Origin of the sequence: Psychromonas antarctica (genome assembly GCF_022267535.1) — a bacterium.
GTDB lineage: Bacteria > Pseudomonadota > Gammaproteobacteria > Enterobacterales > Psychromonadaceae > Psychromonas > Psychromonas antarctica.
The window spans coordinates 1-26,770 of record NZ_JAHNZV010000037.1 but is presented as its reverse complement, the minus strand read 5'-3'; the positions used below and the strand labels follow the sequence as shown (position 1 = coordinate 26,770).

Here is a 26,770-nt window from a genome sequence, read left to right as displayed (position 1 = left end):
CTCAAATGCAGTAATAACGCTACTAAGTTGCTCTGGATTTGACATAATTAAGTCCTGATGGATGAGTTACCCGTATTAAATCAGAACAAAAAATGGAAGTTGAGCTACGCTGCCGTAAGCTCACCATCCAAAAGCCAAGTGATAATATTATCTTTATCTGTTTTTAAAACCTTAGCCGCGCCATCGATTGAATGAGGAATGCTAGGAATTCTTGAATTATTAATTTGACTCATGGTTAGTCCTTTACTAAATGTATTATTCATTAACTATTTTTAAAGTTTTGTACCCTGTCACTGAGAAATTACCCTGTGATGCTTGCTCAATATGGTTACTCCACCAATCCATCACTTTTTGACGTCTTTCTAAGTATTCACTGCGGTTATAAGCTTTTCGAACTTCATTTGCATCTACGTGTGACAAGCACGATTCAATTACATCACTATCAAAGCCTTGTTCATTCAGCGTTGTGCTAGCTAATGCACGCAAACCATGTGCAACAAGACGGCCTTTAAAACCCATACGGCCGATAGCAACATTGGCTGTTGAATCATTCGCATGTTTACGAAAGTTGCGATCAGCAGGAAATAAGAACTCACGATGTCCACTAATGGGCTTGATGAATTCAAGTAATGATAATGTTTGTTCTGTTAATGGGATTGTATGTGCACGGTTCATCTTCATACGCTCTGCAGGAATAAGCCATGTCCGCGCTTCAATATTAATCTCATCCCATCTTGCACCTGCGGATTCATTTGGCCTGCACATGGTATGCAATTGCCATTCGATTAAGCAACGAGTGATTATTTTGATACTGGCGATGTTTAGTGCATGCATCAGCTCAGGAAGCTCATTAGGTTTGAGCGTTGGCATGTGCTGTTTTTTTGGAGTCTCAAATGCTTTATTTATACCTGTAAGTGGATTGTCACTAACTAAGCCTGTATTAACCGCAAAAACCATTATTTCGTTAATACGCTGGCAAAGACGCCGAACGGTTTCTAAAGTACCTTTAGAGGCGATAGGGCGGATTACATCGATCACTTTAGGTGCTGTTAATTTATTGATTGGTACTTTTCCTAGAGAAGGAAACAGGTGTAATTCGATTGAACGCCAGATATCTGTAGCGTAGTTATTGGAAACTTTAGTTTTTTTAACTTCAAACCACTGTTCGGCAATGTTCTGAAGAGTATTGTCATTAGCTTCATCAGTGATACGTTGTTGAGTATCACGTTCATCTTTGGGATTTAATCCTTTGGCTAATAACTCTTTGGCAGTCATTCTTGATTTTCTCGCTTCTGCTAATGAAATTGCAGGGTAGGAGCCAAAACTCATACTGGTCCGTTTTCGAGTATATGGGTTAACGAAGTCTAAGAGCCACGTTTTAGCGCCATTCGGTTTGACTCGCAATTGCAGGCCGTCACCATCAGCTAATTTATAAACCTTATCTCTAGGCTTTGCTTGTTTAACTTCTGTATTCGTTAAAGGGTTAGTTTTCGCCATAAGTAGTACCAGTTTTAATGAGTTGGATGTAGTACTACCAAATGTACTACTTAAAGTGCTAGATGTCACTGGATGAGAATGGAATGCTATAGACATAAAAAAACCCGCAAGCCTTTTGGTTATTGGCGTTGCGGGTCTTTTGCGGCTCTTAATGAACCAGTAGGTGGTGGAGATGGGGGGAGTCGAACCCCCGTCCGAAAAACCTACATCCTCGGTACTACATGCTTAGTCAGTCATTTGGTTAACTCGTTGATCTCCGACAGACAGGATATCAAAAAGCGAGTCCGATACTATTTCGCGGTTCACCCTCGAACAAGGTTCCCTCGCTATCCAATGTAAATGACCTTCCGAATCCCTGCCCATAGGAGAAACGTGGGTGGAAGGCTAGCTAGCCTAAGCTGCTAGAGAGTAGTTAGAGTCGTTTGCAACTATAACGTTGGCGGCTTTTTACGAGGCCAACCGCCACCTCGGCATGCACCTTGGGTTTCAAGAATCTCGTCGAGTCCTAAATCATCCCCACAGTGGTAAACAGGTAAACTTGTCTACGCATTAATAATAGCAAGATAAGTAGTGTGAGGATAGCTGTATCTGTACATATTACCTATATTTGCTAATAATTAAATTTTACATTTATTTCTCTAACGAACGTCGTGTTTCATCATGCGTTCTTTTTGTACTTTCCATTCACGATCTTTGACGTCAGCTCGCTTATCGTGCTCTTGTTTACCTTTCGCCAGTGCAAATGATATTTTTACCCACGCTTTTTTCCAGTACAAAGAGATAGGTATAATTGAATAACCTTGACGTTCAACTTTACCGACTAGATTATCTAGCTCACGTCTTTTTAGCAGTAACTTTCGATAGCGCATTGCATCGCAAACCACATGTGAAGAAGCTGCATTAAGGGGAGGAAAAGAGGCGCCCAATAGCCATGCTTCTCCATTCTTCAGGAAAATATAACTGTCAGCGATATTCGCTTTGCCTGCGCGTAACGATTTTACTTCCCAACCTTGTAATTCCACGCCCGCTTCAAAGCGTTCTTCTAGGTGGTACTCGTAACTTGCACGTTTATTTCGTGCAATCGTTTTATCCGTGTTTTTTACTTTTGAATTTGTCTTAGCCATAGTCTCGTATTCCAACCTTAAACAATTTGTAATTGTTATTTCGATTGTAACAAAGTTACTGAATTTAGTATTTATTTTTCTTGAGTGGTGGATAGTGTAATATAGTTATTTTTTTAAGAGTCTTAGAATATGGCCGAAGTATCACGTAGTGCGCTGCTGATGTATAGCGCAGATGAAATGTACCAATTAGTTAATGACGTGTGTGCTTATCCTGAGTTTTTATCGGGCTGTGTTGATGCAAATATCTTATTTTCTTCTGAGCATGTTATGCGCGCAGTGCTTAAAGTTTCTAAAGCGGGTATTAGCCAAACATTCACTACTGAAAACAGACTTGTTGATGGTCGCACCATTGATATGCATTTAGTGAACGGTCCCTTTAAAAATTTAAGCGGCGGTTGGACGTTTACCGCGCTCGATGAAACAGCGTGCAAGGTGAGCCTGGATCTGAAATTTGAATTTAGCAGTTCACTGGTTGAATTAGCCTTTGGTCGTATTTTTAATGAAATGATCGGCTCTATGGTAAAATCTTTTGCCGCGCGTGCAAAAGTTATTTATGGCATACGGTAGGAAAAAAATGGCAGAGATGATTGATATTGAGGTGGCTTATGGTCTGCCTAACAAACAGGCTTTACTTTCTTTGGCTGTCCCTGTCGGCTCGACGATAGAAGAGGGAATTAAATTATCCGGCATTATAAGATCTTTTCCCGAGATCGTTATCAGTGAGGCTATCGTGGGGATTTTTAGTCGAACTGAAACGTTATCGACGGTGCTTGGTGAAGGGGATCGTATTGAGATTTATCGTCCGCTAATTGCCGACCCGAAAGAGATGCGTAAATTACGTGCGGCTAAAATGGGGGCTAAAAACAGTACGGCCAATTGATTGTTATTGTCTGTTATTTAGAAAACAGCAGCTAATTTAAATCCATTAGCTGCTGTTTTCTATTATTTGGTGATTTTTATAGGTTCTTTTTTACTGGCTGGTAATTTTTCAATGGTGACTGCGCCGTCTGTTTCTGGGTTAGCAGAAACCTCTGAGCTTTCTGCCGCTGCATTGGGGGCCTTTCTTAACTTTTGATTGTTAAGCGGATTTTCTCTAATCAGCTCTTCCCTATCAATACGGGTCAGAATTTTATCATTAAAAGTTAATATTGCTTGCTGTTGCTGAACATCTTTACCGCCGGGTTTGATATAACGGATGTAGTACCATTTTGATGAGTTAAATTGGTCAATGAGCATTGGTGAGCCAAGAATAAAGATCACTTGTTCTTGATTCATGCCAAGTTCGACCTGATCGAGTTTTTTATCGTCGATATAATTGCCTTGCGTAATATCAATTTGGTAGACGAAGGTATCGTAAAGGAATGAACATCCAGATAGTGAAAAAATTAGGAAGAAACAAGTAATAATATTTTTGATAGGCATGATATTAGCAACAACTTAATTCAAGTGAGTAAATAGTAAGAGCGTCGATAATACCCAACGCTTTGCCACTTGTAAAAATATAAAGGCAGATATTTCTCAATTCTGTTTTGTTTGTTCACAGTTAGCTGTTTTAAATTGCGAAAAATAGCTTAAATATTCACGGATATGAATCGTTTTCTTTAATTGTTGCCGAAATGCCCGTAGAATTATCGGCCTTATATCAATCGTTTTTAACTTGTGTTGTGAATTTATTGAATGCCTCTATTTGCGTTAGGAATTAACCATCAAACCGCCTCTGTCTCCTTACGAGAAAAAGTTGTATTTTCCCCTGAGTTTTTAGCAGATGCATACAAGCAGCTGATGGCACTAAGTTCGGTTTCTGAAGCGGTGATAGTTTCTACCTGTAATCGTACGGAAATCTATTGTAATCTAAATCAAGATAACGGTAAGCAGGTGATAGATTGGCTGTGTTTCGTTCAGCAATTAAGAGAAAGTGAAGAAATAGAGCTGACTGAGAGTTTATATTGTTATCAAGATGAGCAAGCGGTACAGCATCTTTTCCGTGTTGCCTGTGGTCTGGATTCGCTGGTGTTAGGTGAGCCGCAAATTTTGGGGCAGATTAAACAGGCATTTGCAACGGCGAGCCAACTGAAAAGTGTTGATAAGGTTATTAACCAGTGGTTCCAAAAAACTTTTAGCGTTGCCAAACGGGTACGCACGGACACGCAAATTGGCGCGAATGCTATTTCTGTCGCGTTTGCTGCTGTTTGTTTAGCGAAACAGATATTCAGCGATTTATCTGAAAGTCGTGTTTTATTAATTGGTGCGGGTGAAACCATCGAATTAGTGGGCAAGTATTTGGTTGACCATAATGTCCCTAATATTACCATCGCTAACCGCACCTTATCGCGAGCGATGGCGCTTGTAGATCAGTTTAATGCGCAAGCTATTACCTTAGGTGAAATTCCTAACCATTTGCCTGCTGCCGATATTATTATATCTTCAACAGCAAGCCCTTTACCTATTATCGGTAAAGGTATGGTGGAAAGTGCATTAAAAAAACGTCGCTATCAGCCTATGTTATTTATCGATATTGCGGTTCCTAGGGATATCGAGTCGCAAGTTGGTGAGTTAAATGATGCCTATCTTTACAGTGTGGATGATTTACATGGCATTATTGAAGATAATAAACAGGCCCGTCAAGAGGCCGCCATTGAAGCCGAAAAAATTATTGATACTTGCACCCTTGAGTTTAGTGCTTGGCTAGAATCATTAAAAGCAGTTGAGAGTATTCGTTTATATCGCAGTAATAGTGAGTTATTACGTGATCAGTTATTAGCGCGAGCAATTTTTGCGCTGAGTAATGGCGCTGAAGCTGAAAAAATATTAAAAGAGTTAGCATTTAAATTAACCAATAAGCTGATTCATTATCCGAGTCAAGCATTAACGGATGTCAGCCGTTCTGGAAATGACAAAGAATTGCAGCTGTTACGCACTGCCTTAGGTTTAAATACAGAAGAAGAATAAAAAATTATTGTTACAGCGAATACGTTTTAGCAAACCGCAACGCAGTGCAACCGAATACAAATAAAAGAGAATTAATATGAAAGCAACAATTATAAGCAAGTTAGAAGGGCTTGTGGAACGTTACGAAGAGGTTCAAGCTTTGCTTGGCGATCCCGCTACTATCAGTGACCAGAATAAATATCGAGAGCTCACCAGAGAGTATTCGCAACTGGAAGTGGTGGTGCTGAGTTTTCAGGCTTACCAAGGAGCCGTTGAAGATTTAAAGGCTGCTGAAATGATGCAGGAAGATGATGATCCTGAGATGCGCGAGATGGCGAAAGATGAAATTAAAGACGCTCAGGAAAGCGTTGATAAATTAGAAGATGAATTGCAAATTCTGTTGCTACCAAAAGATCCTAACGATGATCGTAACTGTTTCTTAGAACTTCGTGCTGGCGCCGGTGGTGATGAAGCGGCTATCTTTGCGGGTAATTTATTCCGTATGTACAGTAAATATGCTGACACTAAAGGTTGGCGTATTGAAGTGATGAACAGTAATGCCAGTGAACAGGGTGGTTTTAAAGAATTAATAGCCAGAATAGATGGGCATGGCGCGTACGGTATTATGAAATTTGAGTCTGGTGGTCATCGTGTTCAACGTGTGCCAGAAACTGAATCACAAGGACGTATCCATACTTCAGCTTGTACTGTGGTTGTTATGCCTGAGGTGCCTGAAGCTGAGGCTGTTTCAATTAATCCTGCTGATTTGAAAATAGATACTTTCCGTGCATCGGGTGCGGGCGGTCAGCACGTTAATAAAACCGATTCGGCAATTCGTATTACCCATCTACCCACAGGGACCGTTGTGGAATGCCAGGATCAACGTTCTCAGCATAAAAATAAAGCCCAAGCGATGTCTGTTTTACAAGCGCGTTTGCAACAAGCTGAAGATGCAAAGAACCACGCTGAAGAGCAAGTTATTCGTCGTAGCTTAGTGGCAAGTGGTGATCGCAGCGAACGTATCCGGACTTATAATTATCCACAAGGACGCGTTAGCGACCATCGTATCAATTTAACTGTTTATCGTCTAAACGAAGTATTGGAAGGTGATTTAGACGCATTGATTGATCCTATTATGATTGAAGATCAAGCGGATAAATTAGCCGCACTTGCGCAGGGTGATTTTTAATTGCGCATTGATGATGCTTTAATTTGGGCTCAGTTTGCTTTGGTGAATAGCGACAGTGCGTTGCTCGATGCGCAGGTGCTGTTAGCATTTGTGTTGCAAAAAGAGACCGTTTATCTTTTGACTTGGCCTGAAGAAGATTTAGCTGTAGCGCAAAAAGAACAGTTTGAAGCTTTAATTCTTCAACGAATCAATGGGGTGCCTGTCGCTCATTTAACCGGGATACGCGAGTTTTGGTCTCTGCCTTTAAAAGTGAACAATTCTACATTGATTCCGCGTCCCGATACCGAAGTACTGGTTGAAGCCGCACTGAATATTGTGGCGGCGGATGCAAAAATATTAGATTTGGGTACGGGAACCGGGGCTATTATTTTAGCCTTGGCCAGTGAATTGCCGAATGCATCATGCACGGGGATTGATTTTAGCGATAAAGCGGTTAATCTGGCTAAAGAAAATGCGCAGCAGTTAAATATAAAGAATGTGCAATTTAAGCAAAGTAACTGGTTTGAAAATATAACTGGTCAATTTGATTTAATTGTTAGTAATCCACCTTATATTGATAAACAGGATGATCATTTAAAGCAAGGTGACCTTCGTTTTGAACCTTTATCCGCATTAGTCTCAGAGCAAGAGGGCTTGGCGGATATTCAATTAATTGCCCAACAAGCGCCGCAATATTTAGCGGGCGGCGGGTTTTTATTAATTGAGCATGGTTATAAACAAGCCGTTGCGGTAAGTGATATATTACATAATTTGCATTATCAACAAATAAAAACAATTAAAGATTATGGTGGCAATGATCGTGTCACTGTTGCGTTATTTAATCATTCTAAACAGAACGAGGCATAGATGTATCACTTTTTAAAATATACCCATTTAACGTTTATTTTACTGGCAGTATTGCTTTTTGTTGTCTCCTTTTTCTGGCTAAAAACAGGCCATAAAAACGCGCAGAAAGTGGTTTTCAAAAAAATATTGCTACATACGCATTTTACTATTTTGTTATTAGGCTTGGCACTTGTGTGGATGATGCACATTAACCCATTTGAATCTCATGGTTTCTGGGTACTCGAAAAAATAGGCGCGTTTGTCGCTTACAGCATAATGGTTATAGTTGCTTTAGATAAAAACAAAGGAAAAGGAGTACAACTTTTGTCTTTTATTGGGGCATTTGGTTGGCTTATGTATATAGGCCAATTAGCTATTAGTAAACAAGCTATTTTGTTAGTAGGGTAAAACGTGATTACTGTATCTGAGAACGAAGTGCTAAAAAATGAAAGCAGTGACATCATGCTTAATGATCAGTTCGATTTTGAGCACTGCTCACTCGTTGACGCGGCCATTCTAGCTGAATCAGAATTAACTGGAACTAGCGTTAAAGATTTTCGGGATATGTTACGCCTGCAACATCTTGTGGTTGAATCAAAACTCGCGAGTTTTGCCGTCGCGGATAAAGAAAAACTCGATAAATTATTGGATATTCTTTATCAACAGCAGGATTTTAAAGGCGATTGGCAAGCTTTTTTTAAAGTTAAAAATGCACTGATCTCTCAAGTATTATCTCGCCGTAAAGGGATACCAATTAGTTTGGGGATCCTCTGCTTAGATCTCCTTAAATTTTGTGGATTCGATGTGCAAGGGATCTGCTTCCCAAGTGGTTTTTTGATTCGTATTGTGCTCGAAAATGAAGTGCTTTACTTAGATCCTTTCACCGGTGAATTGCCGTCATGGGAACAGCTAGAACTTAAAGTGCGCGGGCAATTAGGTAATCATGCTCGATTAACGCTGGATATGTTAAAACCTGATGATAACAAGACTATTATAATACGCTTAATTAATGTCATTAAAGCCGCCTATATTCAAGCTGAAAATTTAGAGTCAGCTTTATTATGTTGTGGTATTTTACTACGTATTGATCCTGATGATGCTTATGAAATGCGCGATCGCGGTTTTCTATTTCAGCAATTAGACTGCTTTAAATTGGCCAGTATCGATTTTGAATATTTTATTGATCAATTTCCTGAAGATCCTATCGTCAGCCTTTTGAAACAACAGATTAAACATATGAAGCTTGAAAAAAACACTCAAGTGATTCACTAATAAAGAAGCGAGTAAGTCATGAAACAAAAAATAATAAAAGTAGGCAATATTGACGTTGCCAATGATCTTCCATTTGTTTTATTCGGTGGTATGAATGTATTAGAGTCGCGTGATTTGGCGATGAAGATGGTGGAAACTTATGTTGAAGTAACCACTAAGTTAAATATTCCTTATGTGTTTAAAGCTTCCTTTGATAAAGCCAACCGTTCATCAATTAATAGTTACCGTGGACCCGGTCTTGAAGAAGGGTTGCGTATTTTTGAAGAAATTAAAAAAACCTTTAATGTGCCTATTATCACCGATGTACATGAACCTTACCAAGCGAAACCAGTAGCAGAAGTGGTTGATGTTATCCAATTACCTGCATTTTTGAGCCGTCAAACCGATCTTGTGAAAGCAATGGCTGAAACTAATGCGGTCATCAATGTGAAAAAAGCACAGTTTTTAGCGCCCCATGAAATGCAGCATATTATTACTAAATTCATTGAAGCAGGTAATGATAAAATAATCCTTTGTGAACGCGGCAGCTGCTTTGGTTACAATAACTTAGTGGTCGATATGTTAGGTTTTAGCACCATGAAAGAAACCGGTTATCCGGTTATATTTGATGTCACACATTCATTGCAAAAACCGGGTGCACGCAGTGATAGTGCAGATGGTCGTCGCAGTCAAGTGGTACAACTTGGTTTGGCTGGCATGTCACAAGGTATTGCTGGACTGTTCTTAGAGTCTCATCCGGATCCGACTAATGCGAAGTGTGATGGGCCATGCGCATTGCCGCTTGCTAAACTAAAACCGTTCTTGACGCAAATGAAGCAGATGGATGAATTAGCGAAAAGCTTGGATTTGATTGATACAGAGTAATTAACATCGACACGCTGACACTATCTTGTAGAGCTCGGCTATTTTTAATCATTGCCTCATTATTTGGGGCAATTGGCGTCGCCGCAGGTGCTTATGCCAGCCATGGTTTAAGCCGTTGGGCTTCCAGTGCTCAGATTGAATATTTTCAACTCGCGGTTACCTATCAATTATTTCATGCAATCACTTTATCGGTCGTCTGCGTACTTTCTGTTTTTATTAATAATCGTTGCTTACTGTTAAGTCAAATCGGCTTCGTGTTAGGTGTCTTTCTTTTTAGCGGCAGTTTATATCTCTATGTTTTAACAGGTATAAAGGCAGTTGCTGTATTTACCCCTATTGGCGGTTTATTATTGATAATTGCTTGGTTATCTATGCTGCTGGCTTTGTTAAAAAATAAAAACTAATAAATAGATAGCGGCGCAGCGGTAAAAAGTATGATGAGGATAGGCCAAGTTACTTATTAACTCCAAGAGCGGAAATGCCCAGTATCAATGTGTACAAAATCACTCTCTGAGTAATAACCGACCCCACCAATTTTAAGTGATAGTGCTGCTTTCCTCACTTCGGCTAACGGTACGCCTTGCAGACGAAAATCGATCGCCCGACCAATCATATGCAGGCTCTTTTTTGCTACGCCGTTTGATTTTCTGCGGAGCATTTTATTGGTTGCTGGAGAGCGATAACCCGAGATTATCTGTACTTGTGTATCACAGCCGATCACTTTCTGAATCTTCGAAAGTTGGTCGAATAATCCCCTATCCATCTTGATTGCTTCATTGTGACGAAAATCACGACATAAATGATTAAGCTTGCGTAATTCACCTAATTGGTAGTTATTCCCATCAAAGTATTCGCTGTCTAAACATTCACCGGTATGGAGATTGTTCATTCGCAAGATTCTTGGTAAAGCACTCAATGGAGAAGAAAATACGACAGGTGAAAGGGCCGCTGCAGCTAATGTGGCAAGCCCGCTTTTAATAAAGGTTCGACGGCTAAAATTTGTGTATTCCATTGGGCTCCGTAGTATGAATAATAGGCGGTTTCTACGAAGATACGGGGTATTTATAAGCAGGTCAAATTCGTTTTCCGTTAAAGATCACAGATAAAGTGGGTAACTTAACTTAGCTCGTTGAACGATAAGCTATTTTATTAGATATTTGAATTTTTTTCAGGGCAATAAAAAGGTATTGCGTAAACGGCAATACCTCCTTAATTTATCTTAAGGTTAATAGAGTATTACCACCCTTTAACGACACCACCTTTAAATATCTCTTGCGCTGCTTGGTAAACTTCTTCCGATTGGTATGCTTTGACAAATGTTGTCACATTTTCAGCGCCGACATTATCGGCACGGGCAACAATCAGGTTCACATAAGGAGATTCTTTATCTTCAACAAAGAGACCGTCTTTTTCTGGAGTCAGATTGATGCTGCTTGCATAAGTGGTGTTGATAATGGCAATACTGACATCATCGAGAGAGCGAGGTAATTGTGCTGCTTCTAGTTCAACAATTTTAAAGTTTTTAGGATTGCTGACGATATCAAGTACCGTCGAACTCAGATCTGCTCCCTCTTTTAATTTAAGCAGCCCTTGTTTCTCAAGCAGCATTAAAGAACGAGCTAGATTGGTTGGATCGCTTGGTACTGCGATTTGATCTCCCTCTTTCAACTCATCTAGAGATTTAATCTTGTTTGAATAAGCCGCGATAGGGTAGACAAAAGTACTACCAGCGATAGCGAATTGGTAACCGCGATCTTTTATCTGTTGATCAAGGTAAGGTTTGTGCTGGAATGCATTGATATCTATCGAACCTTCATCCAGAGAGGCATTAGGTGTAATGTAATCAGAAAATATAATGAGTTTTACGTCTAATCCATATTTTTCTTTTGCGATGTTCGCGGCAACTTCCGCAACTTGCGCTTCGGAGCCTGCAATCACCCCCACTGTAATTTTACTATTATCAACAACGGCTTTACTATCAACTGTTGCGTCTTTATCTCCACAACCGGTGAGTGCCAGTGTCGATGCTAAGCCTATCACAGTGAAAATATTCTTAAGGTTTAAAGTCATAGTATTTATCCTTGTAGGGCGTGCCCTGTTTTTGGTTTTAGTTGGGACTGAAATGATTAGCGGTGATCAACGCGTTTTACTAGATGATCGCCCACAGATTGAATTATTTGTACAAAAATCACTAAAATGACGACGGTAATAAGCATCACGGTACCATCAAAGCGTTGATAGCCATAACGAATTCCGACATCACCGAGCCCGCCACCGCCGACCGTTCCGGCCATTGCTGAATAGCCGACAAGCGTTACTAGGGTGATGGTCACGGCGTTGATAATGCCGGGTAGCGCCTCCGGTAGTAATACTTTGCTAATTATTTGCCTCGGTTTTGCGCCCATCGCCTGTGCAGCCTCTACTAAACCTGACGGCACTTCCAATAACGCACCTTCTACAAGGCGTGCAATAAATGGAATGGCAGCGATAGTAAGTGGAACGATTGCCGCTGCCGTGCCAATTGAACTGCCAACCATAAAGCGCGTAAAGGGGATGATTGCCACTAATAAAATAATAAATGGGACAGAGCGGCCAATATTAACCACTATCCCGACACTTTTATTGACACTTCTATTTTCAAGTAAACCTGATTCTTTACTTAGGTGTAATATAACGCCCAGTGGAATACCAAAAATAAAACCTATAAATCCCGAAGCAAAAACCATTGTGAATGTTTGCCCTAATGCCTCAACGAGCAGCCCTATCATGCGTTCATTGCCAGCCCACCAACTAAAAACAGAATCAAGCAACATAACCTAACACCTCTATTTCAACTTTATGCGCTTTTAAAAACGCGATAGCTTGCTGTGCAGCCCTTTCCGGACCAAAAAACTCGGCTAACATGAGTCCAAATTTAACGCCTCCCACGTAGTCCATATTGGAACTTAGAATACTGATGTCGATATTAAATTCGCGTGCTACTTGGCTAATTAAAGGTGCGTCAACGGATGCGCCGGTAAATTCTAAGCGCACCAATGGATAGCTTTTCTCGGTACGCGCTGATAATAAACGATGACGGTAATCTTCTGGTATTGTGAGATCGAGTGTGGAGCGAATAAATTGGTGCGCTAGCGGCGTTTTTGGATGGGCAAAGATATCACCTACACGGCCTTGTTCAACGAGTTCTCCATTACCAATAATCGCCACTTCAGAGCAGATTCCTTTGACTACTGCCATTTCATGAGTGATCAATAAAATGGTTAGGTTTAAGGTTTGGTTGATTTTTCTCAACAGCTCTAAAATAGATTGCGTCGTCGCAGGATCAAGCGCGCTGGTGGCTTCATCGCAGAGCAATACTTTGGGATCGGAGGACAGTGCACGAGCAATTGCCACACGTTGCTTTTGACCACCGCTTAAATTAGCCGGGTAGGTAGCACTTTTGTCATTTAGTCCGACGAGATCTAATAAGCTATCCACTTTAACTTTGATTGCTTTTTTACTGATACCTGCGAGTTCTAAAGGTAGGGCTATATTATCAAAAACAGTGCGAGATGAAAGCAGATTAAAGTGCTGAAAGATCATGCCAATTTTACGGCGAGTTAAGGTTAACTGTTGATTGGAGAGCTGGGTCAGATCAATGCCATCGACAATTATTTTCCCGCTAGTTGGGCGTTCCAGCAAATTAACGCAACGAATTAGCGTGCTTTTTCCTGCACCGGAGGAACCGATAACCCCGTATATGCAACCTTGAGGTATCGTAAGGTTGATATCAGTTAGTGCATGGATTACATGTTCCCCCTGATAAAATACCTTATTAACATTTATTATTTCTATCATCAAATTTCCTGGAGCTAATTAAAAGCCGCTTAGTGTTCTGTGTGTTATTTAAAGGCCGACTGTTAACATACAAACAGCAATGAACAGTAAGACGTCTAGACGGCCAAGTCAACACTTAATTGCGAGCTAATCTTAATTAGTCAATAAATCGAATGGTTAGTGGCCGATATTATTCGCTGTACTTTAATAAATGTCTTTTTATCGCTGCGTTAGCAAATGAATGCTTAACACTGGTCTTATAGATATTAAAATAATCTGCTCGGCTAAGGTTAAACTGTTCCATTACTTTGCGTACTTCATCGCTCATCGTGGTATTCGAAACAGTGCGATTGTCGGTATTAATCGTTACCTGCACACCGTCTTGATAAAATTCTTTTATTGGGTGAGCGCTTAATGACGTGACAGCTTTGGTTTGAATGTTACTGCTCGGGCAGGTTTCTAAAGCGACCGTTTGACTTTTAACAAGGTCATAGGCAAGTGCATGCCCTTTAATATAAATACCATGGCCAATGCGCTCTGCGCCCAATAACGAGATAGCATCGTAGACATTCTGGCCAGAGCCTTGCTCACCTGCATGAATGGTAATACGATAGCCTTTTTCTAGCGCATATTGCGCGTAGGGAGAAAATTCTTGGCAAAAGCCAGCAGCTTCGCCCCCAGCCAAATCAAAAGCAACAACGCCATCGTTAAGATATTTTGCGCCTGCATCAATCACGCCTTTAATACTTTCTTTAGGCATATGTCTTAATAAGGATAGGATATAGTTGCCTTTGATATCGTACAGCTTCTCTGCTCGCTGCATGCCTTCGATGGCACTGCCGATAATGATATCCAGCGAAAGTCCCTGCTGTGTATGTAACAGAGGACCAAAACGCACTTCTAAATATTTAACATTCTCTTTCGCGGCATCTTCAAATAGCTCAAAAGAGATACGTTCAATTGCCGCTGCTGTTTGCATCACTGAAAGTGGTAGTTCAAATCGTAGTAAATATTCATCTAAGTTAAGACAAGTTTCTGGCGCAATCATTAGGTTGTTTATTTCATTAATATCTTCACTTGGCAATGTTATATCTTGCTGGCGCGCGAGATCAATAATAGTTTGCGGTCGGACGCTACCATCGAGGTGGCAATGTAGATCAATTTTAGGTAAGTCAAAATAATTCATCAGTCTCTTCCTTTATTTGGGCACGTAAAGTTACAGACTTCATAATCAAGAATTTGAGGGCCTTGGTAGAAACTCCCAAACCATATTTTTGGGATTATACGAAGCAATTTAGCACTATACTTTATCAGTATGCTCAATTTCCTGCAATCTATACTGAAGGCCTGAGCTCGTGTATGAGCGTTGCATGGGGCAATAAATAATGAAATTATTTTACCCTTCATAACGTTATTATTAAAATGTCGCTAGATATCGCGATATGAGCACGTTAAAATCATTAAAATTTTATTTCACAAGAAGCAAGTAATGGCAAAAACAGCAGCAGCACTTCACATTTTAGTGAAACATAAAGAACAAGCAGAAGATATTCTGGCGCAGCTTAAAAAAGGTGCAAAATTTCAGACTCTGGCTAAAAAACATTCTACCTGCCCATCGGGTGCAAAAGGGGGGGATTTAGGTGAATTTAAAAAGGGGCAGATGGTTCCAGCCTTTGATAAAGCTGTTTTTACCGGAGAGATATTAACGCCTTTACTGGTGAAAACTAAGTTTGGTTGGCATATTGTAAAAGTTTTATATCGAACCTAATTAGCTGTTTTGCTGTGCGAGTCGTCGCTATCTGCAAAATTCGATAATTTATTTCTAGAAGTACGGTTTTAAGCGCGTTTTATCCGAGACGAGATTGAAGTTGCAATACTATAAATAGTGCACAAGATTAAGCGGGTTGGTAGAAGGGCAACTGCATGCGCTAAAGTCCATGTTTTACAATGAGACTGCGTTACATTTTGACTGTTAGCGTTACAACTCTTGACGTTTTTATTAGCTATTGTCGGCTGCTCTTGTTTTGTTGCCTCAGTGACGTCAGCTGTCTGAAGGGTATCTCTTTTTGGAATTTGCTAGTTACTGCGTTCTCCTCCCATGCTGATGACACTCACTCGGCCTTTTCCTGCTGCTTTAGCACGATAGAGTGCAATATCTGCTTGTTTAAGTAACCAATCCTCACTGAGTTGATCGTAGTCGATACCCGCGCAGTCACTAATTCCTATCGAGCAGTTTAAATCAGGCAAGCTCGCTACTATTTCTGGTTTATCTGTCCATTTAGTGAGCTCGGCTCTAAAAAATTGTTGTTTTCTTAGATTGGCGAGTAAACGTTCGGCAATAATTTGTGCGTCTCCATTATGGGCATTTGGGAATACCACAACGAATTCATCGCCGCCCCATCGAGCAACAATGTCGCCCCCCCTCATGCTTTGTACTAATAACCGCGCAAATGCTTTGAGTACTTTATCACCTATATCGTGACCTAACAGGTCATTTACTTTTTTAAAATTGTCTAAATCAATATAGGCAAGCGAACATTGATAGGTGTCTACATGCTGCTCATACAAGAGTAGTTCTTGATCTAAGCGAGTTAATAATGCTTGACGATTAAATAACCCGGTTAACGGATCGGTTGTGGACATTTTTAGTAAGTTTTCTTGGTGCCCAATCATTTGTAATTGACTGCTGAGCTGACGGGTAATTAAATGTAATATATCTTGAGTTTGCTGATCAAAATAACGGTTACGGTTAAAGTTACAAAGAATCATTGCCCCATACAAATGGTTATTAACAAAAAGAGGCAGGCAAGTGACCGAATCATAGCTAGCGCGTTTACCATCTTCTCCCCGTGAGCAAAAGCGGTTTTCAGCCCAAGGCTTTCTTTTTTTGTTTATCTGCTCAAGGTAATAATCCAATTTATTAAGGGGAGCATTCCCTACTTGCGAGGAGAGCTGCCACTTTGTACCATTGAGGTGATAAATCATGCCCAGCTGCACGGTAAAGTTTGCGCAGACTAACTTTAAACTTTCAGTAATGAGCTCATGGGTCGTCGCGAAGCGTTCTGGTAAAGACTGCATGCGACTAATTAATTGCATTTCACGCAAACGTTGCTGCACTTGCCTTAATTGCGTTTCCTGCTTGGCATTGCGGACAATATCATTGAGTTGCAGTGTCGCTTTGGATAATGCGTAGATTGGTAGTTGGCTTGTATAGATTGGCTGTTGCTGTGCAATTTTTTCTCTTATCGCTGAGAATGTTTTAGTAAAACGGGGGAGTGACAAAGTCTCACACATAAGCAGACTATTGTTGAGTAACGCATTACAAGCAGACCAGTCACCTTGGCGACTATAAACTTCTAATAATTCGGTGCTACATCTTGGTAATAAAGAGGTGTCCATCTCGGCAACTTGGCCCAGTATCGCTGGCGCTTGCTCAAGGACTTCTCTGGCTTCCTGTAAATTGCCATCTGCACTGAGTAAGCAGCCTTTTAATAGTGCTTGCAAAAACTTACCTGTACTGGAGGGTTTAAAGGGGATATTTTGCATTCTCTCTAAACACTGCTGAGCACTTCTAATCTCCCCTAATTTGGTATGGCATAATCCCTTTAAGCTAAATACATCGTAAAGGTTGCGAAAGGGGAAATGGGTCATTTTTCTAATTCGACAGATACGCACAAGTTTATCAAGTATACCTGTCGCTTGTGGATAATCGCGCGTACAGAAGTATAGCCAAGCAAAGTTATATAGGGTGACAAATAGCTCTGTATAGTCGTTGGCCTGACGGGCAAGATGATAGGCGGCTAAGTAGTGATTCTGTGCTTCTTGGTATTGCTCGAGCAGGGTATTATAGTAACCACTGCCGTTGTGCATTCTTACTCGTTCACTCACTTCACCCAATTCTTCACGGATCTTGGAACTGATCGCAAAACATCGAAAAGTGGATTGATAGCGATTAATGTAGGAATAAACAATCCCTTTGCTATGATAACTTGCCGCAACACCTTGGCGGTGCCCAATTGCCTTTGCCAGTTTTACGGCTCGCTGGGTAATATCGAGGGCTGTTTTGGGGGATAATTCATCATAAAAACGCAGATAAGTATAATAATTGCGCAGCACATAGAGATGTGAACAATTCATATTATTGCGGCACAGCTCTTCATCAAGTTGTTCAAATGCTAAAAGCGGTAATGGGGTTGATGACTTATCGTGGACATAGAAATTAATAAACCGAGATTGTGCTAAGAGTCGCTTATCAGCGGCTTGTTCGGCGATATCAAGTGCCACTTCTGCATATTGCATCGCTTTTTCAAAGCTCTGTCGCCGCACGAAGGTGATACTTAATAGATTAAATAAGCGAACCCTATCGTAAGTGGTTGTAATAGCTTCTTGAAATACCTGCAATGACTCAAGTTCATTCAGAGCCCCATTGAGATCGCCTGAAAATAACAGCGCTTCAGCTAGTCTTAAATGCAGATTAACTTTATGTTCGTCTGCTGTTGCGGTATCTTCGAGTAGCAACCGAGCTAGTGCCTCTACTTCAGGCCAGGCCATTAAATTGGTGTTCTGCGCGAGTAATTGAAGTGATAAAATCTGTGCTGAGTTAGACGCCGCTGCTGCAGGTAACATTGATCCATCACAGTCAGGCGCAGTGCGTAAAAGGGAGGTGTCGTCTAACCAATCCAAGAATTTTTCCCAGGCGTCATCATCTTGCCGATTGCCTAAAGCATACTGAATATCAATCGATACCATGACCATCAGCGGAATTGATGATTTTTTAGTTGCGAGTACTCTTAATAGATCTATTGCTGATGCGGAAGCATAATGCCAGTCGCTGACCACAACCAGCGAAGGTGTCGTGACAAGGAGTTCAATTAAGTTAACTATAGCGTTAGTGATCATCTGTTGTTCAAAAAACAGATCATCGACTACGAGCATTTCGCTGCGCTGGTATATATCGCCTTTTAATATCGCGATTAAATTCTGTTGTAGGGGTTTGTAACTACTGGCGCGCTTAACGACTTCTTCAGCGCTGTATGAGGATAGGCTTAAATTTTCGATTAACAAAGTAAAAATAGCACTAAAGGGATCGTAAACAGAGTTGGGATTTAGGCGCATGAATTTGACGGGTAGTCGTTGCTCTTTGGCTAATGCAGAGGCAAAACGGCAAAGGGAATCAGGATCGGCACTTTGATAAAAAGTAAAGCAGGCCTCAGGTTTTTCAGTACGTAACCAGTCTAGCAACACCGGATTGGAGAATGAGCTTTGTGCTTGTGACATATTACGAACGACCTTATAGGCTTATAATTTTAGTGGTATTTTAAGGCAAATAAAGTAAAAACAATGTTGCCGAGTTCACAGAGATCTTGAGTTGTTGGTCTGCTTTACTGGCTTAATTTAAAAGTTGTTAGATGCGTCAATAAATCAAGGTGTTATTGAACTTTATATTGATTTCTAGGGATTACTTAGGATCCCTTTTGTCGATATTTCTTAGATGTTTCTAGCGTCTTTTTTTTTCTTAGCGGCGTCTAAATTCACGATCCATTTTAAATGCAAAAGAGGTCACATAAGCTTCTATCGAAGTGATTTTTTTATCCATCGCCTCGAATTCATGACTTATGCTTACTAACATTTCTGGTGCTGAAGAACCGGACTGCCAAGATTTCGTTTTTATATTATGCGCATAGAACTCTGATTGTGCGGGGATCTCATCAATAATGAAATACGCTGCAATATAGGCGAGCACAATAAAAAATCCGCCTGTGAATAAAAAAGCGGTTATAACTAATAGTCTGGTAATCCAATTTTCAATGCCTAAGTATCTTGCGAGGGCGGCGCAAACACCGCCTAAAATTCGATTTTTAGGATCACGATATATTTTTTTGCTGTTATTTTTCATTTCTGTCTCCACTGCGGCGCTTCTACATCAAGAATTTTTTCCAGTGAAACAACTCGCTTCTGTAGCTGTTCAGCACGAGCCAGCAGCACCTGTAACTGATCCATCTCTCTTACGGACAATCCTTTGCTGAGCTCTTTTTGGCTACGGTAATGTAAAATAAGCCATAATGGGGCGACAAATATTAAAAATACGCTCAGTGGTAGCGTAATATAATCCATAGCAATTCCTCACTTGGTTATCTGTTTTTAAAGTCAGACCTTCATTATAGCCGCTGTATTACCAAAATTAATCATTAACCATGTATTAAGTAAATAACAGCTTTGCACTGAGCGCGATGGACATTATGACCATTAATGGACGAATGAATCGACATCCTTGATTGATCACTAATTTTGATCCAAGTGTCGCTCCGATTGCTTGACCGATAAGCATACAACCACCCAGTAACCACATTACATTGCCCGCTAAAGAAAAACTGAGCAGGGCTGCGATATTACTGGAGAAATTAAGTACTTTGGCATGCGCGGTTGCTTTGATTAGGTTATGACCTGCTAAGGAAACAAATGCTAAGGTGAGAAAACTGCCGGTACCGGGTCCAAAAAAACCATCATAAAAACCGATGCAAAGGGCAAAAGTAAAAGCAAAAACCGTCGGGGTGAGTATCTGTTTATTATCCACGGCAGTTATTTTTTTTGAGAATAAAAAATAGCCACCGATAGCTAAAATCAAAAATGGTAAGATAGATTCGAGTATAGCGGCATCAATTTTCTGAACCGCAATAGTGCCTAAAACACTGCCTGTAAAAGCACAAAATATCGATAACTTTATCTCTCCTAATTTAATAATGCCTTGGCGCACAAAATAATAACTTGCAAAAAAACTGCCACCACAGGCTTGTAATTTATTGGTTGCTAATACCGTTGCTGGTGGCAATCCGACCCACATTAAAATCGGAATGCTTAGTAAACCGCCTCCACCGGCAATCGCGTTGATAAAGCCTGCCAGTATGGCCACTAAAAAAAGGATTATTGCGCTTTGCAATGATATGCCTAAGAGAACGTCTAAAGCCATCTGATACTTACCCATTTAAAATACAATTGCGCTATTTAAGTGGATTTGCATCGCGAGTGCAAAGGAGTTATCTTCCTTCTCGTGTGAGTTATTTTCACTCAACTATTAAGTGAGCTAGTAAGGGAGTAGAGAGATGTATCCTAAATTGCCACCTTTAAATGCATTGCGAACATTTGAGTCTGCCGCTCGCCATGTGAGTTTTTCACTGGCGGCTAAAGAGTTATTCGTCACGCATGGTGCCGTCAGTAAGCAGGTAAAAGGTTTGGAAACTTATCTCGGCCTGTCACTTTTTATACGTCAGCATAAAGGACTGCGCTTGACAGATGAGGGCATCCGTTATTTAACGCATATTCAGTCTGCACTGCAAACCATTAATGATGCCACGGTAGATATTCAATCGCAGCTACTGCGTGCGCAAAGTTTAGCGATTAATGTATTACCCAGCTTAAGTATTAGCTGTTTGATCCCCTGCTTAGAAAATTTCAAGTCATCTCATCCTAATCTTTATGTGGACTTATCAATTGGTGATTTCCCCATTGATTTCTCACAATCTCATTATGATATTGCTATTCGCAGTGCAACGTCTGCACCACAAGGTGTTAATTTTATTAAATTGATGGATGAAGATCTCTGTTTGGTCTGTTCACCACAACTTGCGTCTGAAATGTCTACACTTGCAGATATTAATGAGATGACGTTACTCAAGCATACGTTACGGCCAAATATGTGGCATGAGTGGTCGCAGGCGGTGGGGGTTGTGCTCAGCACCGATAAAAAGTTTGGTATGGCGCATTTTTATATGTTAAGTCAAGCTGCCGTCAGTAGCATGGGGGTTGCACTGATTCCGAGATTTTTTATCGAGCAGCAACTTAAAGAGGGCTCGCTAGTGATCCCTTTTTCGCTGTCATTTACTAGCCCCTATTGTTATTACCTTTTAACCCCTAAATCGAGTAATTACTCGTTTAAAGTCCAGCTATTTATTAATTGGATTTTAGACGTTTTTGCACCTTACAGAAAAATATCTGCTGAAGGCTGTGTGTAGTTTTTTAGCGGTGAAAAGGCGCTTAATCGTGTTCCGCCACTGCATCATTTGCAGCTTCAACAATGGCATCGACAGTCAGCTGTGCTTCGCTTATTTTATTTTATTTTTATCACCGACTTGGTATTTCCTGTACTTACTAAACAGCCATCCAGTCCGGCATTGATTGCGCCTTCAATATCACCGCAGATCTCATCACCAACCATTAACACTTGATCCGGCCTTAAGTTAGTCGATGCGAGAGCCTGCAGGAAAAATCTGACAATAGTTTCTGCAGAATAATCGCATCAGTACAAGCGGCGCAGGTGTTTTACGTGCGCTGTTAGTGACAAAACGAGACTGTCAGTGGTTTGATAGTGTTTTCTTTATGGCGTCACCGCGCTCGGAATAGCTTACTCGCCGAGATATCCTCCGCCCATTTAAATCGATAAAAAGAGCTCTTTTTTTACTTTATCTATATTGTAGTGATTGGCTAGTTGTGCGTATCTCTGCTGGCCAATAAGCTTATTCTGGACCGGAAATTTAATGTTCTCGTTTTACCCTGATAATTGCTTTACTTGCAGTCGCGTTTGCTCTCTTGAGATAAAATCTCTGTTTAAAAAGGGGAAAAGACAAATATGTAACACACAGGAATTAAAATATGTATTTTAATAACAAAAAAGACTAAAAAAGCGTGTTTTTTTTCTTTACAAAAAAAGGCAATAAAAGCGATGATTCGACTATCAATAACTGGCATATAATTGCAATGCCAGACGCTGTATATCACCTAGTGATAGTTATTAATTAGTTTTTGGAGTGTTAAAATGGGAAGCAGTAGCAGTAATTCTCAGCAATTTGATGATGAAGACGATGATGCAGAAGTATGGGAAGGTGAGGATGATTGGGAAGAGGATGTTATCCACGCCCGTAAAGAGCACCAAAACCATCGTGGCAGAGGAAAAGGACAAGTACGCCGTAATATTGAAGATATCAAAGAACAACAACAACTTAAGGAGTTGTTAGGCGACGATTTTGATGACTAATTAATCATTTAGCACAGTAAACGGTAGCTGTTTACTGTGTTCCATTATTTTGTGTAAAAGTGTTTGATTTTTATTGTTTTTAGTAACATTAACTGAATAATAATATATCAAAGGACGAGCTACACCGTTACATGCCCTATTGTTGGTGATGGTTTTTATAGTGATAAATCTGTTCTTAGATAATCTCTACTCATTGATAATTGTTCTATGGGGCTTTTATCCTGCTCATGCTCTACTATCATCCACTTTAGTTGTGGGTTGTTACGTAACGCATTTACAATACCTGTAACATCTACTGAACCTTGCCCTAGTGCGACGGACTTACCATTAAGAAAGTCTCTTAAATGCACATAGGATATCCGGCTTTTATTTTTATTTAAAAAAGAGATCGGATCTTGCCCTGCAATATCAATCCAGCCAGTATCGACACACAATTGAATAAGTGACGGATCAAGTTGCTGTAATAGAGTATCAAAAGGGGTGCTTTCATCATCCAGACGCTGAAATTCGAAATCATGGTTGTGATAATGTAATTTGATCCCCGCGGCCTGTAATAACTCGGCTTTCATATTTAGGTATGAACAGCTCTTCTGAAAATTATTTAAGCTGCGATCATGCCATGTTAAAGGACCGGATACACATAGATTCAAACAGTCATTTGCGTGAAGGTACTCGATAATGTTAGATAAATCATTGAGTGCATCACAACCAACATGCAATGCTGCATATTGGAGATTATATTGTTTGATATAGGGGGCAATATCCATTGCAAATGGCATTTCAACCGCTTGATAACCGATTTCTGCCAGGCGCCTAAAAATATAGTCAGGTTCATTTACAATATACTGTTTGTCAAAAGAATAAAGCTGAGCGCCTAAGTACATATTGCTTTCCTTATAATCGTTGCGACGACGAATGTTATGGGCGATTTGAGTGTCATTCTCTGCTTATAATATCCCTACTCTTTCTTGGTGTTAGGGGGAGATAATGAATATCTTTAAATAGACTTTAAGGATATTTAAACACTTTATACGCTCAAAGTTTAAACTAAAATTATAATGAAAGCGCTTTCTTGAGCGCTCTGTCACAGATTTTTTTGCTGTTAGCTTTTATACTGCTCCTCGATGACTAACTGGTCATTCGTTTGTAAGCGCTTTCATTATTACTGATTTAATATCAACATTAATGCTTGGGTTTCATAACATTCCTTTTGACGTTATTTTTTACGTGATGCGGCCCCACAGCCGCATTTTTTTTGCTTTTTTTAGTGGTTGTTAATACGACTTTCTTTTCTGGCTCGAGTCCCCGTATTGTTGCTTTCCGTTTAGGAATAACGCAATGACACTGGATGCTTGCATATCAGCCTTAACAATACTTGCCTCAATAAGTAACCACTTTGAATCCATACTTTCCGAAAACTGATTGAATAAGTTAAGTAAAATACTTTTTAGATGCGTCTGTGATGTGATTTATTATAAACACCTCCTGTGTTGCATTAACTGTGGTAGCGCTTTAGCCACTGTTCTTATGTTAACCTCAGTTCTGGATAATGGAAGCGAAATCAGATTAAATATCAACAAGTTAAAAAACATATTATACAGTGCTGTTAGTTTTGCGTAGTTCAAGGCGAATCATCGCAGCAATAACTGGTTATTGGCAGATGATTTAACGCAGAAATACGCGTAAATAACGGTACTGTATCGTTTAGCTTATCCAGAATTGAGGTTATGTTAACCTTGTTCCTACATCATACGGCAGCTTGACTACATACCGTACTGTTTAAATCCTGATCTTGAAAGATTAACTGCACTCGTCAGGGACGCTAGAGTGTAATTAATATACGGTTAACTTTATTTAATGTTAAAATCATAGTGCAACAGGGGTTACTCTTTGAGTGATACCAATAAGTATCGTTTTTTGTGCGAATCTAATCGAAACTGTACACGATTATCAGTTATCTAAAGTGTTTATCTAAAGTGTTTATCTATCAGGTGAAAGGAAATTAATGAATATGTTCAATAAAACTGCTGCGTTGTTGGCGATAAACTGGAAAAAATTTATTCAGTTCTGTTCTGAGATTCAACAGTTTCAAGAGCGGATTTGGATAGTCAGTATTCAGCAAAAATCAGGGCAAAAGAGCAATTTACTCAACGATACTTTTGTAGTCAGTGAAGACGGCTTTGATCACCCAATGCAATGGATGGAGAAGCAGGGGTACCAGCGTGAAATGATTGATGATGTGGATAAAATGCAGCGCTCTCAGGCGCTTAAAATAGAATTGGAAAACAGTTCGCATAGCTTGATTAGAGTTAAATAGTTGTAGCAAAAAGTAGAAAAGAATTAACTCTGTTACTGTTGCCCTTTTAATGCACTTAACTCAGGTCAAAATGAGAAAAGATAAAAACACGTCAAAAAATTGCACCACAGAGTAAAATGAGGGAAAACAGAGAAAAACATAATTATCTTATATTTTAGTATGTTAGTTTTTTCTCTGTGTCGCGCGCAGCACCTCTGTTAATGAATGCGAACCGAAACGCAGTTTCGCAGTCGCATGAAGTGTGCGTGGTAGTGGTTTTAATCTTTTTACAAAAAATAACCTGAGTCATCTACATAAGCATGTAACAAAATTAAAGCTGTTATTATTTTTTAAAACCATTTTTTCCAGTAAAATAGGCCCATTAATACGCCTGTAATGCCGAGGCACATGGTGACCACTATCCAGAAAGCAGGGCTGTACTCAACGCCAGGCATTCCTCCTACATTAATTCCCATTAAGCCGGTAAAAAACCCCAACGGTAAAAAGATAGCTGCGACAATAGTCAACACATAACTTCGTTGGTTCATCTGTTCTGAAATGCTACTACTCAGTTCTTCTTTAGTCATACTAGCGCGTTCTCTTACCGCATCGATATCTTCGATATGGCGTATCTGACGCTCAGCAATACTGCGCAGACGAAGCCCATTTAATTCATCGAACCAACTCAGTGATTCAGCAATTAGCCGATTCAAGGCTTCACGCTGTGGGGCAATATAACGACGTATACCGATACTTTGCATACGGAGCTGTAAAAGAGAGGCGCGAATGAGTCTGGGCTCAGTTGAAAATAGTTTGTCTTCAATGGCCAATAAATCATCCTCGAGGTTATCAACCGTGTCGCTCATTCTCCTGACAATTCGCTCTATCCAGTCTATTAGCAGAGAAGGCATATCTTTCGGCCCGCGTCCTTCTTCCAGATTACGAACCAGATCTACCGTGGACAACAATCTGCGTTTTCTGGTGCTGATTAGTCGCTTGCCGTCTGTCCATAAACGTAATGAAACCATATCCTCTGGATCTGAACCGGGATTAAGGTTAACACCACGTAAAGAAAGTGACAGTTGGTCATTCTGCGAGAGTACATGTGGACGACTGTCATCCGTGAGTAAAGCATCTATAGCAGTTTCGTTTAAGCCACTGTGTTTTTTAATCCATTGCTGAGACTGTTCATCGCTATAATCGAAATGTAACCAGAGGGCGACACTTGAATCACAATTTAAGGCCTCTTGCCAGTTGAGCTTTTGCATACCGCCGGTACCATTTAGAGTTAGTGCATGGACAAAGCCCTTTGGTGCTTGCTTAACTTGTTTCATCATTTAGTTCCTTATTTAAAATACGTGAGCACATATCTTTTTATGGAAAATCCCACTCTGTGTCTTAATCTGTGACGGTGAGAGCTGTATATTGAAATGCGCGCTTACCTGATAATAGTATTGTCTAATAACCTGCTGTTATTAAACGTTAACCTTTCTAAAATGGCAAGGTTACTTGATCCTTGGAACACTCATATCGATAAAAAATGTCAATTATTTTATCTGGATTTTTTTATTGCGATCTTTTACTCAATGCACGATCGGGCTATTGTTAGCCGCAACTGTGGGGGCTTTTTATCTTTTCTAAAGATAATTTATAGTAATAAAAAATGCGGCATACAGGCACTGTTTTGATTGCAATAGGGAAAGCTCCTCCAGTAACAATGAATCATTAAATTTACCGAACAATACACAAAGACTCGTAGGCGCAGTAAAATTTTTTCTTTTTTCTTTTTTATTTTTTGTGTGGTGAAACAGTTTAAATAGCTACTTTTGCTGCTTTACTCGGGGCAACTAGAGGTACAGCAGTAAATTTTATCTGTATAATTACCCCTCGGTAATATTTATATGATCTGTCATGGCTTCTCTTTATAAGAG

The 26,770-nt window shown here is 40.1% G+C and carries 29 protein-coding genes, 1 other RNA gene and 1 riboswitch; of the genes, 13 read left to right on the top strand and 17 right to left on the bottom strand.

Translation table 11 applies throughout. The features are described from left to right. Positions 1-104: 104 nt before the first annotated feature. From KSO91_RS17635 to smpB, 4 genes are all read right to left on the bottom strand, one after another. A complete protein-coding gene (locus tag KSO91_RS17635) occupies positions 105-233 on the bottom strand; it encodes a hypothetical protein (RefSeq protein ID WP_275113958.1) in 129 nt (42 codons plus the stop codon). A 22-nt stretch (positions 234-255) separates the two neighbouring features. After that, on the bottom strand, positions 256-1,497 hold the full coding sequence (locus tag KSO91_RS09820; protein WP_238742784.1) for an integrase domain-containing protein: 1,242 nt from the start codon (positions 1,495-1,497) through the stop codon (positions 256-258). Between the two features lie 164 nt (positions 1,498-1,661). Then, positions 1,662-2,015: a transfer-messenger RNA gene (ssrA, locus tag KSO91_RS09815) on the bottom strand. 120 nt (positions 2,016-2,135) lie between these two features. After that, on the bottom strand, positions 2,136-2,621 hold the full coding sequence (gene smpB / locus KSO91_RS09810; protein ID WP_238742781.1) for an SsrA-binding protein SmpB: 486 nt from the start codon (positions 2,619-2,621) through the stop codon (positions 2,136-2,138). A 129-nt stretch (positions 2,622-2,750) separates the two neighbouring features. Here smpB and KSO91_RS09805 point away from each other — a divergent pair, with 129 nt between their 5' ends. Together KSO91_RS09805 and KSO91_RS09800 are read left to right on the top strand one after the other, a co-directional pair. Beyond that, on the top strand, positions 2,751-3,188 hold the full coding sequence (locus KSO91_RS09805) for a type II toxin-antitoxin system RatA family toxin (RefSeq protein WP_238742780.1): 438 nt from the start codon (positions 2,751-2,753) through the stop codon (positions 3,186-3,188). Between the two features lie 7 nt (positions 3,189-3,195). Further along, on the top strand, positions 3,196-3,501 hold the full coding sequence (locus KSO91_RS09800; RefSeq protein WP_238742779.1) for an RnfH family protein: 306 nt from the start codon (positions 3,196-3,198) through the stop codon (positions 3,499-3,501). 62 nt (positions 3,502-3,563) lie between these two features. On the opposite strand, the gene KSO91_RS09795 is transcribed toward KSO91_RS09800, so the two are convergent. Continuing rightward, positions 3,564-4,043 (bottom strand): outer membrane protein assembly factor BamE, encoded by a 480-nt coding sequence (locus tag KSO91_RS09795; protein ID WP_238742778.1) that lies wholly within the window; start codon positions 4,041-4,043, stop codon positions 3,564-3,566. Between the two features lie 255 nt (positions 4,044-4,298). Between KSO91_RS09795 and hemA the strand changes: the two genes are divergently transcribed. The 7 genes from hemA to KSO91_RS09760 all read left to right on the top strand — a co-directional run bounded on the left by hemA (position 4,299) and on the right by KSO91_RS09760 (position 10,103). Beyond that, the gene (hemA, locus tag KSO91_RS09790) at positions 4,299-5,570 is read left to right on the top strand and encodes a glutamyl-tRNA reductase (RefSeq protein WP_238742777.1); all 1,272 of its coding nucleotides are present in this window, start codon (positions 4,299-4,301) and stop codon (positions 5,568-5,570) included. A gap of 76 nt (positions 5,571-5,646) precedes the next feature. Beyond that, on the top strand, positions 5,647-6,738 hold the full coding sequence (gene prfA, locus KSO91_RS09785) for a peptide chain release factor 1 (protein ID WP_238742776.1): 1,092 nt from the start codon (positions 5,647-5,649) through the stop codon (positions 6,736-6,738). Beyond that, a complete protein-coding gene (gene prmC / locus KSO91_RS09780) occupies positions 6,739-7,584 on the top strand; it encodes a peptide chain release factor N(5)-glutamine methyltransferase (RefSeq protein WP_238742775.1) in 846 nt (281 codons plus the stop codon). Continuing rightward, positions 7,585-7,971 (top strand): SirB2 family protein, encoded by a 387-nt coding sequence (locus KSO91_RS09775; RefSeq protein WP_238742774.1) that lies wholly within the window; start codon positions 7,585-7,587, stop codon positions 7,969-7,971. A 3-nt stretch (positions 7,972-7,974) separates the two neighbouring features. After that, the gene (locus KSO91_RS09770) at positions 7,975-8,835 is read left to right on the top strand and encodes a SirB1 family protein (RefSeq protein ID WP_238742773.1); all 861 of its coding nucleotides are present in this window, start codon (positions 7,975-7,977) and stop codon (positions 8,833-8,835) included. Positions 8,836-8,853: 18 nt separating this feature from the next. Then, entirely contained in the window at positions 8,854-9,699 is an 846-nt protein-coding gene (kdsA, locus tag KSO91_RS09765) for a 3-deoxy-8-phosphooctulonate synthase (protein ID WP_238742772.1), read from the top strand. Beyond that, positions 9,699-10,103 (top strand): DUF423 domain-containing protein, encoded by a 405-nt coding sequence (locus KSO91_RS09760; RefSeq protein ID WP_338049758.1) that lies wholly within the window; start codon positions 9,699-9,701, stop codon positions 10,101-10,103. The genes kdsA and KSO91_RS09760 overlap by 1 nt, the downstream gene beginning before the upstream one ends. A 56-nt stretch (positions 10,104-10,159) precedes the next feature. Here the strand turns inward: KSO91_RS09760 and mepK are convergent, their stop codons facing one another. From mepK to add, 5 genes are all read right to left on the bottom strand, one after another. Then, positions 10,160-10,711, bottom strand: coding sequence for a peptidoglycan L,D-endopeptidase MepK (mepK, locus tag KSO91_RS09755; RefSeq protein WP_238742771.1), 552 nt, complete (start codon positions 10,709-10,711; stop codon positions 10,160-10,162). A gap of 224 nt (positions 10,712-10,935) precedes the next feature. Then, positions 10,936-11,769 carry a MetQ/NlpA family lipoprotein gene (locus tag KSO91_RS09750; protein WP_238742770.1) on the bottom strand — a complete coding sequence of 278 codons (834 nt, stop codon included), beginning with the start codon at positions 11,767-11,769 and terminating at the stop codon, positions 10,936-10,938. A 56-nt stretch (positions 11,770-11,825) separates the two neighbouring features. Continuing rightward, positions 11,826-12,512 carry a methionine ABC transporter permease gene (locus tag KSO91_RS09745; RefSeq protein ID WP_238742769.1) on the bottom strand — a complete coding sequence of 229 codons (687 nt, stop codon included), beginning with the start codon at positions 12,510-12,512 and terminating at the stop codon, positions 11,826-11,828. Beyond that, a complete protein-coding gene (gene metN, locus KSO91_RS09740) occupies positions 12,502-13,536 on the bottom strand; it encodes a methionine ABC transporter ATP-binding protein MetN (protein WP_238742768.1) in 1,035 nt (344 codons plus the stop codon). Before metN ends, KSO91_RS09745 begins: the two co-directional genes overlap by 11 nt. 169 nt (positions 13,537-13,705) lie before the next feature. After that, positions 13,706-14,701: an adenosine deaminase gene (gene add, locus KSO91_RS09735; RefSeq protein ID WP_238742767.1), complete on the bottom strand. Its 996-nt coding sequence runs from the start codon at positions 14,699-14,701 to the stop codon at positions 13,706-13,708. Between the two features lie 22 nt (positions 14,702-14,723). Continuing rightward, positions 14,724-14,823, bottom strand: a riboswitch (purine riboswitch). Positions 14,824-14,980: 157 nt separating this feature from the next. Here add and ppiC point away from each other — a divergent pair. Next, a complete protein-coding gene (gene ppiC / locus KSO91_RS09730; protein ID WP_338049756.1) occupies positions 14,981-15,283 on the top strand; it encodes a peptidylprolyl isomerase PpiC in 303 nt (100 codons plus the stop codon). 308 nt (positions 15,284-15,591) lie between these two features. On the opposite strand, the gene KSO91_RS09725 is transcribed toward ppiC, so the two are convergent. The 4 genes from KSO91_RS09725 to KSO91_RS09710 all read right to left on the bottom strand — a co-directional run bounded on the left by KSO91_RS09725 (position 15,592) and on the right by KSO91_RS09710 (position 20,482). Further along, positions 15,592-18,792 (bottom strand): diguanylate cyclase, encoded by a 3,201-nt coding sequence (locus KSO91_RS09725; protein WP_238742765.1) that lies wholly within the window; start codon positions 18,790-18,792, stop codon positions 15,592-15,594. A 238-nt stretch (positions 18,793-19,030) separates the two neighbouring features. Then, positions 19,031-19,411, bottom strand: a complete 381-nt coding sequence (gene pspC, locus KSO91_RS09720) for an envelope stress response membrane protein PspC (protein ID WP_238742764.1) — start codon at positions 19,409-19,411, stop codon at positions 19,031-19,033. Then, a complete protein-coding gene (gene pspB, locus KSO91_RS09715) occupies positions 19,408-19,629 on the bottom strand; it encodes an envelope stress response membrane protein PspB (RefSeq protein ID WP_238742763.1) in 222 nt (73 codons plus the stop codon). The genes pspC and pspB overlap by 4 nt, the downstream gene beginning before the upstream one ends. An 85-nt stretch (positions 19,630-19,714) precedes the next feature. Further along, positions 19,715-20,482 carry a TSUP family transporter gene (locus tag KSO91_RS09710; protein ID WP_238742762.1) on the bottom strand — a complete coding sequence of 256 codons (768 nt, stop codon included), beginning with the start codon at positions 20,480-20,482 and terminating at the stop codon, positions 19,715-19,717. Between the two features lie 133 nt (positions 20,483-20,615). Between KSO91_RS09710 and KSO91_RS09705 the strand changes: the two genes are divergently transcribed. Then, positions 20,616-21,524 (top strand): LysR substrate-binding domain-containing protein, encoded by a 909-nt coding sequence (locus tag KSO91_RS09705; RefSeq protein WP_238742761.1) that lies wholly within the window; start codon positions 20,616-20,618, stop codon positions 21,522-21,524. Positions 21,525-21,619: 95 nt separating this feature from the next. On the opposite strand, the gene KSO91_RS09700 is transcribed toward KSO91_RS09705, so the two are convergent. Beyond that, the gene (locus KSO91_RS09700) at positions 21,620-21,727 is read right to left on the bottom strand and encodes an HAD hydrolase-like protein (RefSeq protein WP_238742782.1); all 108 of its coding nucleotides are present in this window, start codon (positions 21,725-21,727) and stop codon (positions 21,620-21,622) included. A gap of 597 nt (positions 21,728-22,324) precedes the next feature. On the opposite strand from KSO91_RS09700, the gene KSO91_RS09695 reads away from it, so the two are divergent. Beyond that, positions 22,325-22,543, top strand: a complete 219-nt coding sequence (locus tag KSO91_RS09695) for a hypothetical protein (RefSeq protein ID WP_238742760.1) — start codon at positions 22,325-22,327, stop codon at positions 22,541-22,543. 155 nt (positions 22,544-22,698) lie between these two features. On the opposite strand, the gene KSO91_RS09690 is transcribed toward KSO91_RS09695, so the two are convergent. Then, complete coding sequence (locus tag KSO91_RS09690; protein WP_238742759.1) at positions 22,699-23,427, bottom strand: sugar phosphate isomerase/epimerase family protein; 729 nt, start codon at positions 23,425-23,427, stop codon at positions 22,699-22,701. A gap of 1,127 nt (positions 23,428-24,554) precedes the next feature. Here KSO91_RS09690 and KSO91_RS09685 point away from each other — a divergent pair. Continuing rightward, positions 24,555-24,860 carry a hypothetical protein gene (locus KSO91_RS09685; protein ID WP_238742758.1) on the top strand — a complete coding sequence of 102 codons (306 nt, stop codon included), beginning with the start codon at positions 24,555-24,557 and terminating at the stop codon, positions 24,858-24,860. A 329-nt stretch (positions 24,861-25,189) separates the two neighbouring features. On the opposite strand, the gene KSO91_RS09680 is transcribed toward KSO91_RS09685, so the two are convergent. Continuing rightward, complete coding sequence (locus KSO91_RS09680) at positions 25,190-26,176, bottom strand: zinc transporter ZntB (RefSeq protein WP_238742757.1); 987 nt, start codon at positions 26,174-26,176, stop codon at positions 25,190-25,192. Positions 26,177-26,770 lie beyond the last annotated feature (594 nt).

Excerpts from the sequence above, each read along its gene's own strand:
- metN (WP_238742768.1), bottom strand. The coding sequence starts at position 13,536 with ATGATAGAAATAATAAATGTTAATAAGGTATTTTATCAGGGGGAACAT.
- KSO91_RS09775 (WP_238742774.1), top strand. The coding sequence starts at position 7,585 with ATGTATCACTTTTTAAAATATACCCATTTAACGTTTATTTTACTGGCA.
- KSO91_RS09805 (WP_238742780.1), top strand. The coding sequence starts at position 2,751 with ATGGCCGAAGTATCACGTAGTGCGCTGCTGATGTATAGCGCAGATGAA.
- pspB (WP_238742763.1), bottom strand. The coding sequence starts at position 19,629 with ATGGATTATATTACGCTACCACTGAGCGTATTTTTAATATTTGTCGCC.
- smpB (WP_238742781.1), bottom strand. The coding sequence starts at position 2,621 with ATGGCTAAGACAAATTCAAAAGTAAAAAACACGGATAAAACGATTGCA.
- mepK (WP_238742771.1), bottom strand. The coding sequence starts at position 10,711 with ATGGAATACACAAATTTTAGCCGTCGAACCTTTATTAAAAGCGGGCTT.
- KSO91_RS09685 (WP_238742758.1), top strand. The coding sequence starts at position 24,555 with ATGTTCAATAAAACTGCTGCGTTGTTGGCGATAAACTGGAAAAAATTT.
- KSO91_RS09710 (WP_238742762.1), bottom strand. The coding sequence starts at position 20,482 with ATGGCTTTAGACGTTCTCTTAGGCATATCATTGCAAAGCGCAATAATC.
- pspC (WP_238742764.1), bottom strand. The coding sequence starts at position 19,411 with ATGAAAAATAACAGCAAAAAAATATATCGTGATCCTAAAAATCGAATT.
- KSO91_RS09750 (WP_238742770.1), bottom strand. The coding sequence starts at position 11,769 with ATGACTTTAAACCTTAAGAATATTTTCACTGTGATAGGCTTAGCATCG.
- hemA (WP_238742777.1), top strand. The coding sequence starts at position 4,299 with ATGCCTCTATTTGCGTTAGGAATTAACCATCAAACCGCCTCTGTCTCC.
- KSO91_RS09700 (WP_238742782.1), bottom strand. The coding sequence starts at position 21,727 with ATGGTTGGTGATGAGATCTGCGGTGATATTGAAGGCGCAATCAATGCC.
- add (WP_238742767.1), bottom strand. The coding sequence starts at position 14,701 with ATGAATTATTTTGACTTACCTAAAATTGATCTACATTGCCACCTCGAT.
- kdsA (WP_238742772.1), top strand. The coding sequence starts at position 8,854 with ATGAAACAAAAAATAATAAAAGTAGGCAATATTGACGTTGCCAATGAT.
- KSO91_RS09745 (WP_238742769.1), bottom strand. The coding sequence starts at position 12,512 with ATGTTGCTTGATTCTGTTTTTAGTTGGTGGGCTGGCAATGAACGCATG.
- KSO91_RS09705 (WP_238742761.1), top strand. The coding sequence starts at position 20,616 with ATGTATCCTAAATTGCCACCTTTAAATGCATTGCGAACATTTGAGTCT.
- KSO91_RS17635 (WP_275113958.1), bottom strand. The coding sequence starts at position 233 with ATGAGTCAAATTAATAATTCAAGAATTCCTAGCATTCCTCATTCAATC.
- KSO91_RS09690 (WP_238742759.1), bottom strand. The coding sequence starts at position 23,427 with ATGTACTTAGGCGCTCAGCTTTATTCTTTTGACAAACAGTATATTGTA.
- KSO91_RS09695 (WP_238742760.1), top strand. The coding sequence starts at position 22,325 with ATGGGAAGCAGTAGCAGTAATTCTCAGCAATTTGATGATGAAGACGAT.
- KSO91_RS09680 (WP_238742757.1), bottom strand. The coding sequence starts at position 26,176 with ATGATGAAACAAGTTAAGCAAGCACCAAAGGGCTTTGTCCATGCACTA.
- KSO91_RS09795 (WP_238742778.1), bottom strand. The coding sequence starts at position 4,043 with ATGCCTATCAAAAATATTATTACTTGTTTCTTCCTAATTTTTTCACTA.
- KSO91_RS09800 (WP_238742779.1), top strand. The coding sequence starts at position 3,196 with ATGGCAGAGATGATTGATATTGAGGTGGCTTATGGTCTGCCTAACAAA.
- KSO91_RS09820 (WP_238742784.1), bottom strand. The coding sequence starts at position 1,497 with ATGGCGAAAACTAACCCTTTAACGAATACAGAAGTTAAACAAGCAAAG.
- KSO91_RS09725 (WP_238742765.1), bottom strand. The coding sequence starts at position 18,792 with ATGTCACAAGCACAAAGCTCATTCTCCAATCCGGTGTTGCTAGACTGG.
- prfA (WP_238742776.1), top strand. The coding sequence starts at position 5,647 with ATGAAAGCAACAATTATAAGCAAGTTAGAAGGGCTTGTGGAACGTTAC.